The sequence below is a fragment of the Xanthomonas sp. fls2-241-TYG-148 genome, assembly GCF_030208815.1.
In the GTDB taxonomy this organism is placed as follows: Bacteria; Pseudomonadota; Gammaproteobacteria; order Xanthomonadales; family Xanthomonadaceae; genus Xanthomonas; species Xanthomonas campestris.
This window is the reverse complement of the sequence record NZ_JARVTE010000018.1, coordinates 1-12487: the sequence shown is the minus strand read 5'-3', so window position 1 is coordinate 12487 and position 12487 is coordinate 1. Positions and strand designations below refer to the sequence as shown.

Sequence of the window (12487 nt, the reverse complement as noted above, 5' to 3'; positions counted from 1 at the left end):
GAAGCGCGCAATTTTAGCCGGTTCGCGTGGTGGCGCCCTGCTCCGCGGCTGCCGCGTGCGCGCCGCCCCTCATGTCTGGTGGGTCTTGCGGCGTGCACGCGGCGAGGCGGTTTCTCGCTTCCAACCACGGTGCGCCTGGTTTGCATGCGGCCCGCAGCGTGCGCAGGCCTTCTGCCGTCTCCCGCCATCCATCTGCACGTAGACGCTGCGGGCCGCACGGACAGCGGCGGCTGACGCAACCACGACGCACCGTACAGCCATGCAAGGCGGCAGCGTCGCGGCGAACGATGCGCAAAACGCCGGCACGGGATCGGCATATCCTTGCGGGCTGATCGCCCAGGAGTCGCCGCATGACAGAGACATTGCCCACGCCCGTTCTCGATACCGCCCAGGCCCGCGTGCTCGGCTGCCTGATCGAGAAGGAAGCGACCACGCCGGACGCCTACCCGCTCACCGTCAATGCCGCCCAGGTGGCTGCCAACCAGAAGACCGCGCGCGAGCCGGTGCTCACCCTGCAGACCGGCGTGGTGCATCACGCGCTGCGCCAGCTGGAAACCCTGGGCCTGGTGCGCCAGCAGTTTTCCTCGCGGGCCGAGCGTTACGAACACAGGCTGGGCAGCGCACTGGACCTGACCCGGCAACAGGTCGCGGTGATCGGCCTGCTGCTGTTGCGTGGCCCGCAGACGCTGGGCGAGCTGTTTGCGCGTAGCGAGCGGCTGGCCCGTTTCAATGACAGCGACGATGTGCGTCATCACCTGGAACGGCTGATCCAGCGGGGCCTGGCGGTGCAGCTGCCGCGCGCCAGTGGCCAGCGCGAAGACCGCTACGCGCATCTGCTCAGCGGCGAGCTGGACCTTGAGGCGCTGCAGGCCGCCGCCGCACGTGCGGCGCCGAGCGCCCGCAGCGGCGCCGACAGCAGCGAGCTGGAAGCCCGCGTGCTCAGCCTGGAAACCACCGTGGCCGAGCTGCAGGACGCGCTGAGCGCGCTACAGGCACGCCTGGATGCGGCTGGCGCCTGAGGAGAGTGCAGGTCGCGCGTGGCCGGTTTTGTGGCGGCCTCGGAGCGAGACGCCGCTTAGCCGGCGACAGATCGGCTGAAGTGCAGCCCTGGCCGTTTGCAGGCCCGCCTGCCACCTGAGGGTAACTGGCGGCTTTGGGCACATGCGCACCAGCCCGCAGCAGGGCAGCCCAACTGCTTGCCGCACTCCAGCCGGCACGCGCGATGGAGTACCAGCGGGGCGCTATGGCAGCGCCGTCACAAACCGCTACCCGCAGAACACGCCCTCAGGTCGGCGTATCCACCTCGTCCCAGGCTGCATCTTCGAAATGCAGCAGCCAGTTGAGCGCGTAGTGCCGCTCGTAGACCACGCCAGGCACGACGCCGGCGGGTACCGGCTGCTTGGACTGCCCGGCCTGGCGCACTGCCCAGTGCAGGCGCAGGTGCCGGTCCAGCGCATCCAGCAGCTCCGGCAGCGGGCGCAACGCCAGCACCGGCGGCGTGTGCGCCTCGGCGTGCTCCAGCGCGCGCCGGGCCACGCCCGGCACATCGCACAGATCGGTTGGCAGCGGCAGCGTGTCGGTCATGCCCGCCGCCCATTGCAGCGTCGCCAGGCTTTCGTAGCGCCAGCCGAAGTTGGCCAGCTGCTGCGGATCCGGCTGCGCCTGCTCGAAAAATTCCAGTTCCTGCGGTGACAGCGCGGCCGCCAGGCCCGGCAGCCGCGCGCCCATTTCGGCAAGCGACGGCGGTGGATCGCCTGCGGCCAGGATCTCTGCACGCAGCGCCACCGCAAACAGCGCGCGCATGCGCTCGGCCACGGCTGTGGCATCGCGCACCCGGGCTTCGGCCTCGCCGGGCACCGGTGGCAGGCTGGGCGGCACGCGGATCCCCAGCACGGCCAACTGATCCTGCTGCCGCGCGCGGCGCTCCAGCGCGTCCGGCGGATACGGCACCTGCGCATCGCCATCGAGCGGCGGCTCGCCCTGGCTCAGCAGCACCTGCCCGTGCGGGTCGCGCACGCTGCCATCGGCCAGGAAGCACACCGCGTTGGCCTGCTCGGCCCACGCGGCCAACGCACCGAAGGCGGCATCGTCCACCTCGAAGGTGAACTGCTGGCGCACCCGCTGCACGTGGCGCATCAGGTGGTAGCGCGCCTGCGTCATCTGGCCATCGCCGGCCTGGCTCACATAGCCGACAAACCCGTGCAGATGGTTGGTCAACTCCGGGTCGGTGTGGTCGCGGTGCTGCACCGCAGCCTGCGGCAGAAAATCCGGCCACACGGGATCGCGCAGCGTGGAATAGGCATTGACCAGCAACGGCATGACGCGTCCTTTTGGCGGCAAGACAGGCCGGCAGCGTGCCGCAGGCCAGCTCAGCTGTCCACGCCAGGGCCAAGATCAATCACGTAATACAGCACCTCCTCGGTGCCCGGACTCAGCACCCGCAGCCCCTGCCGCTGCAGCCCGAGTTGTTCCAGCGCACGGATCGAATCGCTGTTGTCGGGCGACACGATCGCGCACAGCTGCGGCAGCTGCAGCACATCGCGCGCATACCGCAGCACGGCATGCCCGGCCTCGCGCACATAGCCCTTGCCGCGATAATCCGGCAGCAGCGCAAAGCCGATATGCGGTACCGGCAAGGTGTCGCGGCACAACAACCCCAGGGTGCCTGCGAAGGCGCCTTCGTCACGCGTTTCAACCGCCCAGTGCGCGAACCCGTGGCGCTCCTGATGCGCCTGCGCCCACTCGCGCAGGTGCGCGCGCGCCTGCTCGCGGGTCCGTACGCCACGATCGTTGATGCCGGCGATGAAGGCGGGGTCGTTGACCAACGCCAGCATTGCGTCGGCGTCGCGCTCCGCATCAAGCGTCCGCAAGCGCAGGCGCGGGGTTTCGATCACCACGGTCACGGTGTGCTCCGACATCAGGAACACCCAGCCTGCCGTGCAGATGCCTCACTGGCAAGCCTGTGCGGGCGCAGCGTCGTGGGGTGGCAGGCGTTTACTTGCAAGGCAAAACCGCCTGGCGATAAGCATCAACAAATGCCACACGACAATTGCTGCACACCTCGCTCTACTCGTGCAGTTGGCACGCTGCGCGCCGTGATCGCGTGCTATGCGCACGACCGAGAGTGCCTGCATCGTTGCCATGGTTGAGAAGGCGTCCGCCGCAGCACGCATGCGACCACATGCTGCGGGATTCCAGACGCGTGCAGCACGCGCAAACACAGCGCATCAACTCGCTGATTGAAACCCCAGGGACTCATCGTGCAAGCGATGCGCATCGACGTCGACCAGCGACTTACCGCCTCTCACACGTACGTGTTGTCAGCGTGCGTTAGTCGAACAACGCCTGGATCGCCGCCAGTCCCGCATTGGCGCGTTCCTTCTTGCGTTCGGCATCGGCCACCGGGTCGGCGCCGTCGCGTTGCAGTTCGGCCGCCGGAATCTCGTCGAAGAACCGGCTCGGCTTCAGTCGCACATGCTCGCCGAACTTGCGCGTCAACTTGCTGTAGCTCATCCACAACTGCTGCTTGGCGCGGGTGATGCCCACGTACAACAGGCGCCGCTCTTCCTGCAGGTTGCCTTCTTCCAGGCTGACCTCGTGCGGCAGCACGCCATCCTCGCAGCCAACGATGAACACGTAGCGGAATTCCAGGCCCTTGGACGCATGCATGGTCATCATGCGCACCTGATTGCCGCCGTCGTCCTTGTCGTTGCGCGACAGCAACGCCAACTGCGCCGCCAGATCGCTGGCGCTGGCGCCACGCGGGCCGCCTTCGAACCATTCGGCCAGCTCATCGAGGTTGCGCTTGCGGCGCTGGAACCCGGCTTCGTCCTTGGATTGGTTGCGCAGGTCGTTGAGCAGGCCGGACTTGTCGGCCAGCAAGCGCACCAACTCGCCTGCCGGCATGCTGGTGGCGTGCTGGCGCAACTCGCGCAGGATGTCGGTGAACGCGCTCAGGCCGTTGGCCGCACGTGGCGGCAGATGCTGCAAAGCGCCCATCGATTCGGCCGCACGCGACATCGGCACCGACTTGCCGCTGGCAAGTTCTGCCAGGCGCGCGAGCGAGGTCGCCCCCACTTCGCGCTTGGGCGACTGCACCGCACGCAGGAATGCCGCGTCATCGTCCGGGTTGACGATCAACCGCAGCCACGACAGCAGGTCCTTGACCTCCTGCCGCTCCAAGAACGCGGTGCCGCCGGTGAGGTGGTACGGCACGCGCAGCAGCTGCAGCGCCTTTTCCAGTGGCCGCGACTGGAAGTTGCCACGGAACAGGATGCAGAAGTCGCTCCACGGCACCTGTTTGGCCGTGCCCAGGAACGAAATCTCGGCGGCCACTTTTTCCGCTTCGTGCTCGCTGTCGCGGCACTCCCACACGCGAATGCGCTCACCGTCGGCCTGGTCGCTCCATAGGGTCTTCAAGTGCTCGTGCGGGTTGTGCGCGATCAAGGCATTGGCCGCACGCAGCACGCGGTTGGAGCAGCGGTAGTTCTGCTCCAGCTTGATGATTTCCAGCGCCGGGTAGTCGCGCCCCATCTGCTGCAGGTTTTCCGGGTTGGCGCCACGCCAGGCGTAGATGCTCTGGTCGTCGTCGCCCACGCAGGTGAAGTTGCCGCGCGGCCCGGCCAGCATCTTCAGCAACCGGTACTGCGCATCGTTGGTGTCCTGGCACTCGTCGACCAGCAGATAGCCGATGCGTTCGCGCCAGCCCATCACGATCTCTTCGTTGGCCTCCAGGATCTGCACCGGCAGACGGATCAGGTCGTCGAAGTCCACCGCGTTGAAGGTGGTCAGCCGCGCCTGGTAGCGCTCATACAGGCTGGCCGCTTCCTTCTCGCGGTTGCTGCGCGCTGCGGCCATCGCCTGCTCGGGCGACATGCCGGCGTTCTTGGCCCGCGAAATCAGGTTCTTGGCGTCTTCGATCGCATCGGGCTTGGCGCCATGCATCAGGTCCTTGATCTGCGCGGCCGCATCGTCGGAATCGAAGATCGAAAACCCGCGCTTCAACCCGGCCGCGGCATGCTCGATCTGCAGGAACTTCAACCCCAGCGCGTGGAAGGTGCAGATGGTCAGCCCGTCGGCCCCGTCGCCACGGATACGCTTGGCCACACGCTCGCGCATTTCCTTGGCCGACTTGTTGGTGAAGGTGATCGCGGCGATGCGCTTGGCCGGATAGCGGCCGATGGCGATCAGATGCGCGATCTTCTCCACGATCACGCGCGTCTTGCCGCTGCCGGCACCCGCCAGCACCAACAGGGGACCTTCGCAGTGCAGGACGGCAGCGCTTTGCGGGGGATTGAGACCGTGCATAGGGACTTCCAACAGAGCGGGCCATTGTACCGGCGCGGCTGCGGGCGGTCCGCCGCGGCCGGTTCATGCAGCTACACGGCGCCGCGGACCTGACCCGGCAGCCGCTGGCTTGGCCCGGTAAAATCCCCCGATGGCCAAGCTCTATTTCTACTACTCGGCAATGAATGCCGGGAAGACCACCACCTTGCTGCAGTCGGCGCACAACTACCGCGAGCGGGGTATGCGCACGTCCATCCTCACGCCCAAGCTCGATCACCGCGCCGGCAGCGGCGTGGTCGCCTCGCGCATCGGCTTGCGTGCCGAGGGGCAGACCTTCGACCGCCAGACCGAGTTGCTGCAGTTGATCGAGCGCGACATTGCCGCGCACGGCCCGCTGCACTGCGTGCTGGTCGATGAGGCGCAGTTCCTCAGCCGCGCGCAGGTCTGGCAGCTGAGCGAGGTGGTCGACCGCCTGCGCATCCCGGTGCTCTGCTACGGGCTGCGGACCGATTTCCGCGGCGAGCTGTTCGAAGGCAGCCAGTTCCTGCTGGCCTGGGCCGATGAGCTGGAAGAGATCAAGACCATCTGCCACAGCGGCAGCAAGGCCACCATGACCGTGCGCGTGGATGCACAGGGGCACGCGGTGCAGGACGGCCCGCAGGTGGAGATCGGCGGCAACGAGCGCTATGTCTCGGTCAGCCGCGCCGAGTTCAAGAAGATCATGCGTGGCGAAGGCCGGATCGACCCGCTGCAGATCGCGTTGCCGTTGCCGCCGGCGTAAGTCGCGCTTCGCCACGACGCGCACGCCGGGGTGCCGGGAACCGTGGTGCGTTGGACAAGGACACGAGGTCTGCAACCTTGCTGGCGGCGATCGCCTTTCCGCGCTGCCGCTGCCCGATGCAGGCGCGCGTGCCAGGTGGCGCGCGTGCAGGCTCCACACCACACCACACAACAGCATCGGCAGCTGCCAGCGGGGTCAGCCATCAGCAGGCGACATACTGCTGTATCAGCGCGTTATACCAATCGTCAGACCACCACACGCGATTGCGCCGGCAACGCCGCGCTCTCACAACCGGACGCAACCGGGCTCCTGTAAACTGCGCCCATCACGGTCCGGGAAGAAACGCATGGGTCAGCTTCCTCCCGAATTGCACGCCGATGTCGCGCGTGTCGGCCGGCTGTCGTCGGTCCCCGATGTGCTGACCATCCTCACCCGCCTCACCGGCATGCGTTTTGCCGCGGTTGCCCGCGTCACCGATGCGCGCTGGGTCACCTGCCAGGTGCAGGACACGCTCGCCTTCGGTCTGCAGCCCGGCGACGAACTGCCGCTAGCCACCACGTTCTGCGATGGCGTGCGCCTGCGTAACCAGGCGGTGTCGTTTGGCCATGCCTCGCAGCACCCGGTCTACCGCGACCATCCCTCGCCCAAGTTGTATGGCTTCGAGAGCTATGTGTCGGTGCCGATCCGTCTCGACGACGGCAGCGTGTTCGGCACCTTGTGCGCACTGGACCCGGAGCCGCGCGTGATGGATGCGCCGCTGGTGGAGAAGATCGAACTGCTCGCGCAATTGCTGGGCGCGCAGATCCAGGCCGAACTCCGCGCCGAACAGAGCGCGCTGGAATCGCGGCAAGCCCGCAGCGAACTCGGACGCGTCGGCGCTTCGGCGCGGCTGCGCGAAGAGTTCATCGGCATCCTCGGCCACGACCTGCGTAACCCGCTGCAATCGATGCATGCGGTGGTGGACATGCTGTCCATCGACCAACTCAGCCAGCGCCAGGGCGGGGCCATCCGCTCGCTGCAGCGCAGCCTGCGGCGCATGGAAGAATTGATCGACTTCGCCAGCGATTTCGCCCGCGGCATCGAACGCGACTGGCTGCAGCTGGACTACGGCAACGGCAGCGACCTGCTCGATGCGCTCTCGCAGGTGGTGGACGAAACCCGCGCCGCCTATCCCAACCAGGTGCTTTCCGCGCATGTGGCCATCGACGAACCGGTGCATGGCGATGCCATCCGGCTAGCGCAGATGTTCGGTAGCCTGATGATCAACGCAGTGGTGCAAGGCCAGCAGAGTTCGCTGATCAAGGCCATCGCAGTTACCGAACAGGGCCGGCTGCGCATCGAAGTCTGCAACCTGGACGGCATCGAACCACGCCGGCTGGACGTCCTGCACGCCTCCACGCATGTGCATACCGCCGGGCGTGCCCTACCCGAGGTCGACCTGGGCCTGCACATGGCCGCACAGATCGCACAGGCCCATCAGGGCGAGCTGCGCATCACCAGTGGCAAGGACGGCACCTGCTTCCACGTGGAGCTGGCCTGCCAGCGCCCACGTGCGCGGATGCAGCTGGTCGACAACCGCTCGACCCCGGCCTAAGCGCGGCCAGGTCCGGGCAACGCAGGTCAGTAGATCTTGCGTTCGTTCGCCGGCGGCGGCGTCCACTGGTACAGCCAGGTTTCGGTCAACGGCTTACCGTTGGCGCGCAGGAACAGACGGATGTCGATCTGCTGGGTGCCCTCATCCGGCGGCACCAGGTCGAACATCGCCCGGTAGCCCTTGAGCTCATGCAGCGGCCGCGCCGAGACGATCTCGGTGGTGCCGCGCGACACCTGCAGCACCGCGTCGACCTTGGCCTTGGGGTCCTTGGCAAGCGCAGCCAGTTCACCGCCGGCAAAATCCACCGCAAAGCGCCAGGAGAAATGGCTGCGTTTCTGGCCCACGATGCCGCCCAGCCCGGTGCGCGTGGCCACGCACTGCGCCAGCGGCGAACTGGCCGGCGGGTGCGCACCCCAGTACAAGCGGTACCCCATCAATAGCTCCTGCCCCGGCTGCGGCTTGGCCTGCGGGTTCCAGAACGCCACGATGTTGTCGAAGGTCTCGTCCACGGTGGGGATCTCCACCAACTGCACCGAGCCCTTGCCCCAGCCGCTCTTGGGCTCCACCCACAGGCACGGGCGCTTCTCATAGAACACGCCGTCGTCCTGGTAATGATCGAAATTGCGATCGCGCTGCAGCAAGCCAAAGCCGCGCGGGTTCTCGTCCACGAACATGTTGAAACGCAGGTGCGGCGGATTGCATAGCGGCCGCCAGATCCACTCGCCGCCGCCGGTCCACATCGCCAGGCCATCGGTATCGTGGATTTCTGGGCGCCAGTCCCAGTCCATGCGGCGGTCGTTCTCGCCGGTCTGGTACATGCTCGTGCACGGGCCGATGCCCAGCCGCTCGATCGCCTTGCGCGGATACAACGCACTGTCGATATCCATCACCAGTACCTCGCCATTGGTGATGGCAAAGCGGTACGCGCCGGACACGCTGGGCGAATCCAGCAAGCCGTAGACCACCACCGTGTCCGAATCGTCGGCCGGTTGTTCCAGGTAATAGGCGATGAAATCGGGAAATTCTTCCGGCCCACCGGTGCCGGTATCGATCGCCAACCCGCGTGCCGATTGCCCGTACTGGCCTTCCTTGCCCACCGCACGGAAGTAGCTCGCCCCCAGAAACGCGGAGAAATCGCGGTCGGTATCCTTGCGCGTGTTGAGCCGGAAGCCGGCAAACCCCAGGTCCTTGGGCAACTGTTTGCCACCCAGGCCACTGCGGCCGTAATCGAACGCCGCCGGGTCGTACGCCAACTGCTGCGCCTTGCCATCGACGATGTCGTAGATGTGCACCGGCGTGTGGAAGTACAGGCCCAGATGGAAGAACTTCGCCTGGAACTTGCCGTTGCCGTCGGCCCACAACGCGTGATCCTGGCGGTAGCGGATCGACTGGTACTGATCCCAGTTCAAGGATTCCAGCGGGCCAGGCAACACCTGCTTGTGGCTTTTGTAGGGCGCCTTGGCCAATGCACGCGCCTGGCCCTTGAGCCACGCATAATCGAACGGCTGCGGCTGGCCCAGGCGACGCAGCCCCACTGCCTTGGCCGCCAGCGCCCACTGCGGCAGCGCCGGCAAACCGAGCGCAGCCAGGGCGGCGGCGGCATTCTTCAGGAAGTGGCGTCGTTGCATGCGCTGGATCTGATCGGTGGTGTGGGCTACATCATAGCCACACCAACGCCCGGCACAGACGTTCTGCGCTACTCAGGGCACCGCAGGCGAACCGGCGCAGGCATTGCTCAACGCAAGCTCCTGCGCCTTGCTGCACAGGAATTGCCGCTGCGCCTGCGGCTCGTCGGGCCCGGTATAGCGCAGCAACGTCCATTGCTCCTGCGCCTGCATGTCGGCACCGGGCGCGAGCGTGCGATACGGCGCATGGACCTCCATTTCCAGCAGACCGTGTTCGGGATGCTGCGGGGGTGCATCCAGATACAGTTCCACCTGTCCTTGTTCGGGATGGATACGCGCCTTCGGCTGGTGCGCAAAGCGAATCACCAACACCTGCGTGCCGGCAAAACCAGCCATCCAGCCAGCGGACGGCTGTAGCAGCAGCTTGCCGCGCTGGACCAACGTGTCCGCGCGCCTGTCGGCACTCAAGACGAACAGGCCACCCTCAAGCCGATAACGCGGCGCAACGGTACCGGGATCGCTGGGTGGCTGCAGGCGTAGATCGGCCGCCTCCGCCACCGGCACGAACACCCGCGTATTTGCAGCCACACGTGTGTTGAACCACAGATCCCAGCTGAGCGGCTCGGTGCGGATGTTGCGTGCACTGGCCTGCACGTCGATGGTGTCCGGGCGCGATGGCGACAGGGCCACACGCTTGCGCAGTTGCACGCCCGTCACCGGGCTGGGCACGCCGTCCATCACCAGCTGCGTCGCGTCGTGTGTTGTAGCCCGCGTCGTCGCCAGCGAGAGATACGGGTCCGGCGGCCACACCGCGCCTGCTGCCTTGCGTTGCGGATTGACCTGTTGATGCAGCCACCATTGGCTTTGCGGGCCAACCCAGACGTCATGCCCCAGGTAAGCGATATCGCCTGCAGTGGCGGACACCTGCGGTGCCGGCTGCTGTTCCACCGTCGTCCCGAGCTTGAGCACGCTCGGCTGGCCCTGCAGCTGAAACGCCAGGATCCGCCCACCAAACGACGGCGTGGTCGTCACTTCGATCACCTCGTTACCGAGCGTGAGGCGTTCGATGGCGGGGGGCGTCTTACGCGCTGCAGTGTCTGCGCAGTTGCCCGCCGAGGGCAATACGAGCAGTCCCACCATGACCGCCACCACAGGAAAGCGCTCCACCTTCGCCATGCCCAACTCCGCATCCATCGATCAGCCAATTGTGGCGCGCTGGTGCGCAGCACACCAGCAAGTGCGCTGCGGGAGCGAGCGCTGCCGATGTCTGCAGGTGCAACTGGCAAAGCACCAAATAATGCGAAACGTAGACGCGATGCCGACACGCAGCAGATGGAAGCGCCGCTGCACATCTATGCAGAGACTGGCGGTTTTACAAAGTGATGCGGTGGAATGCGTTTGGCGAATGCCAACAAGCCTCAGCTGGAAGCTGCTGTATCTACGCTGCGGCTCGCGACTTACAACGTGGCAGTGGTGAACTTAGAGCAGCTATCAAAACTATTGCGCAGCCGTCAGACGGGCGCGGCCGGTGCTCGGAATCCTCGTGTACCCACGTACATTCCGGTTCCTCCGCGCCGTCCGCACCACCTGACGACTGCTCGCTACGTTTTGTCAGCCGCTCTTAGTCGCGTGATACAGACAGGCGTTAGCTGGAAGCCATGCTGCTCTGTCTATGCCGCAGGTAGCGGCTTAAAAAGTGACATCGTGGATGTAATCGATGATTCGACAGATTTCAGGAGGAGTCTAAGCGGCGACGTTTGGCAGCGAGTAGCCGCTTACCAAGTGGCGCTTGTTTCCGTCGCGTTACTGCATGTGTTTGAGCGGCAGCTAGCGCTGGCAAGCCGCACACCACACCGTGGCACGTTGGCCGATTGTGGCGTGCTTCAACTCGCGGCCGCAGTGCTTGCAGGCTTCGCCTTCGCGGCCATACACCATCAGTTCCTGCTCGAAATAACCGGGCGCGCCGTCCGGGCTGATGAAATCGCGCAGCGTGGTTCCACCGCGCTGAATTGCATAGGCCAGGATTTCCTTCACCGCATCCGCCAGCCGTCGATAGCGCTCCAGCGACACCTTGCCAGCTTCCCGCAGCGGGCTGATTCCTGCGCGATGCAGGCTCTCTGCCGCATAAATATTGCCAACGCCGACCACCACTGCCTGGTCCATCAGGAACGTCTTGACCGCCGCGCGGCGACCGCGTGCCAATGCGTGCAGATAATCGCCCGTAAATGCGGCAGATAATGGTTCGGGCCCAAGGCTGGCCAGCAGCTCATGCGTTTCGCTATCGCGCTGCCATAACAGGCAACCAAAGCGGCGTGGGTCATTGAATCGCAGGACACGCCCGTTCTGCAGGCTGATATCCACATGGTCGTGCGCGCGTGGTGGCGTATCGCCCGGCAAAACCCGCAGGCTGCCCGACATGCCCAAATGCAGCACGGCACTGCCGCCTGCATCGGTATCCATCAACAGATACTTGGCCCGCCGACGCACATCGGTAATCGTGGCGCCTGGCAGCAACTGTTCGATCTGCTCTGCAATCGGCCACCGCAGGTCAGGCCGCCGCAGGATCACGCCATGGATGCGTTGCCCCACCAGATGCGGGGCCAGCCCACGTAAGGTGGTTTCGACTTCGGGAAGCTCAGGCATGCAGATCGACTCGACACACGGCAACAGACCGGAGCACACCACATGGTGGTGCAGGCAGGCAAACACAAATGCTATGGCGGTATGAGCGGACCTAGATCCCCGCGTGCAGCCGCAGATTCTAGCCGTCTACCGGACTTACCAAGTGATCTAGACACATCGCGGCTCTACAGGAACGTGCTCAGACATCGCAGTTGCTAAGCACACCACTCATCTCTGCCGCAGCGTGTCAGCAAATGCCTATTGCCCGGTGCCGAAGAGGCCAATGTTTCACGCAGAGCGCTTGCGCATAACGCCAGGCTGATCAGTAAAGCGGACTAAGAAACGGTCGATCCACGCAGCCTCACCACATGCATTCTGTCGCTGGGCGCTGCGCACCAACACCAACACCAACACCAATACCAACACCAAAGCAAGCGTGTCCAAGCCCAGCCAGCATTAAAGCGCTAGGACCGAGCGCGTCCACGTATGGCCATCTTCTCGCCGATGGATATGTCTTTGGTCAAATTGCAGGCAAAAAGAAACCCCCAATCCTTTCGGACTGAGGGTTTCGGGTAAAGC

The 12487-nt window shown here is 65.4% G+C and carries 9 protein-coding genes and 1 other RNA gene; 4 read left to right on the top strand and 6 right to left on the bottom strand.

Going from position 1 to position 12487, the window contains the following annotated elements:
• Nucleotides 1-350: 350 nt before the first annotated feature.
• Entirely contained in the window at nucleotides 351-1019 is a 669-nt protein-coding gene (locus QRM60_RS16620; RefSeq protein WP_040942125.1) for a DUF480 domain-containing protein, read from the top strand.
• 265 nt (nucleotides 1020-1284) lie between these two features.
• Here QRM60_RS16620 and QRM60_RS16615 read toward each other — a convergent pair whose 3' ends face one another.
• The 3 genes from QRM60_RS16615 to rep form a co-directional block, all read right to left on the bottom strand.
• Nucleotides 1285-2319, bottom strand: coding sequence for a DUF4272 domain-containing protein (locus tag QRM60_RS16615; protein ID WP_285446644.1), 1035 nt, complete (start codon nucleotides 2317-2319; stop codon nucleotides 1285-1287).
• Nucleotides 2320-2369: 50 nt separating this feature from the next.
• Nucleotides 2370-2918: a GNAT family N-acetyltransferase gene (locus QRM60_RS16610; RefSeq protein WP_285446643.1), complete on the bottom strand. Its 549-nt coding sequence runs from the start codon at nucleotides 2916-2918 to the stop codon at nucleotides 2370-2372.
• A 412-nt stretch (nucleotides 2919-3330) separates the two neighbouring features.
• The gene (rep, locus tag QRM60_RS16605; protein WP_076040308.1) at nucleotides 3331-5307 is read right to left on the bottom strand and encodes a DNA helicase Rep; all 1977 of its coding nucleotides are present in this window, start codon (nucleotides 5305-5307) and stop codon (nucleotides 3331-3333) included.
• A gap of 130 nt (nucleotides 5308-5437) precedes the next feature.
• On the opposite strand from rep, the gene QRM60_RS16600 reads away from it, so the two are divergent.
• A complete protein-coding gene (locus tag QRM60_RS16600; protein ID WP_228420198.1) occupies nucleotides 5438-6067 on the top strand; it encodes a thymidine kinase in 630 nt (209 codons plus the stop codon).
• 346 nt (nucleotides 6068-6413) lie between these two features.
• Entirely contained in the window at nucleotides 6414-7661 is a 1248-nt protein-coding gene (locus QRM60_RS16595; RefSeq protein ID WP_011270100.1) for a GAF domain-containing protein, read from the top strand.
• Nucleotides 7662-7687: 26 nt separating this feature from the next.
• Here the strand turns inward: QRM60_RS16595 and QRM60_RS16590 are convergent, their stop codons facing one another.
• Together QRM60_RS16590 and QRM60_RS16585 are read right to left on the bottom strand one after the other, a co-directional pair.
• Complete coding sequence (locus QRM60_RS16590) at nucleotides 7688-9289, bottom strand: glucan biosynthesis protein D (protein WP_285446642.1); 1602 nt, start codon at nucleotides 9287-9289, stop codon at nucleotides 7688-7690.
• A gap of 72 nt (nucleotides 9290-9361) precedes the next feature.
• Nucleotides 9362-10480, bottom strand: coding sequence for a DUF4380 domain-containing protein (locus tag QRM60_RS16585; RefSeq protein WP_285446641.1), 1119 nt, complete (start codon nucleotides 10478-10480; stop codon nucleotides 9362-9364).
• 349 nt (nucleotides 10481-10829) lie between these two features.
• Here QRM60_RS16585 and QRM60_RS16580 point away from each other — a divergent pair.
• Nucleotides 10830-10903, top strand: a non-coding RNA gene (locus tag QRM60_RS16580) — sX9 sRNA.
• 210 nt (nucleotides 10904-11113) lie between these two features.
• Here the strand turns inward: QRM60_RS16580 and mutM are convergent.
• Nucleotides 11114-11929, bottom strand: a complete 816-nt coding sequence (gene mutM, locus QRM60_RS16575) for a bifunctional DNA-formamidopyrimidine glycosylase/DNA-(apurinic or apyrimidinic site) lyase (protein WP_285446640.1) — start codon at nucleotides 11927-11929, stop codon at nucleotides 11114-11116.
• Between the last annotated feature and the right edge of the window lie 558 nt (nucleotides 11930-12487).

Bases quoted from the DNA above. Each gene is read 5' to 3' on its own strand.
- QRM60_RS16615 (WP_285446644.1), bottom strand. From the start codon at position 2,319: ATGCCGTTGCTGGTCAATGCCTATTCCACGCTGCGCGATCCCGTGTGG.
- QRM60_RS16585 (WP_285446641.1), bottom strand. From the start codon at position 10,480: ATGGATGCGGAGTTGGGCATGGCGAAGGTGGAGCGCTTTCCTGTGGTG.
- QRM60_RS16620 (WP_040942125.1), top strand. From the start codon at position 351: ATGACAGAGACATTGCCCACGCCCGTTCTCGATACCGCCCAGGCCCGC.
- mutM (WP_285446640.1), bottom strand. From the start codon at position 11,929: ATGCCTGAGCTTCCCGAAGTCGAAACCACCTTACGTGGGCTGGCCCCG.
- QRM60_RS16595 (WP_011270100.1), top strand. From the start codon at position 6,414: ATGGGTCAGCTTCCTCCCGAATTGCACGCCGATGTCGCGCGTGTCGGC.
- QRM60_RS16600 (WP_228420198.1), top strand. From the start codon at position 5,438: ATGGCCAAGCTCTATTTCTACTACTCGGCAATGAATGCCGGGAAGACC.
- QRM60_RS16610 (WP_285446643.1), bottom strand. From the start codon at position 2,918: ATGTCGGAGCACACCGTGACCGTGGTGATCGAAACCCCGCGCCTGCGC.
- rep (WP_076040308.1), bottom strand. From the start codon at position 5,307: ATGCACGGTCTCAATCCCCCGCAAAGCGCTGCCGTCCTGCACTGCGAA.
- QRM60_RS16590 (WP_285446642.1), bottom strand. From the start codon at position 9,289: ATGCAACGACGCCACTTCCTGAAGAATGCCGCCGCCGCCCTGGCTGCG.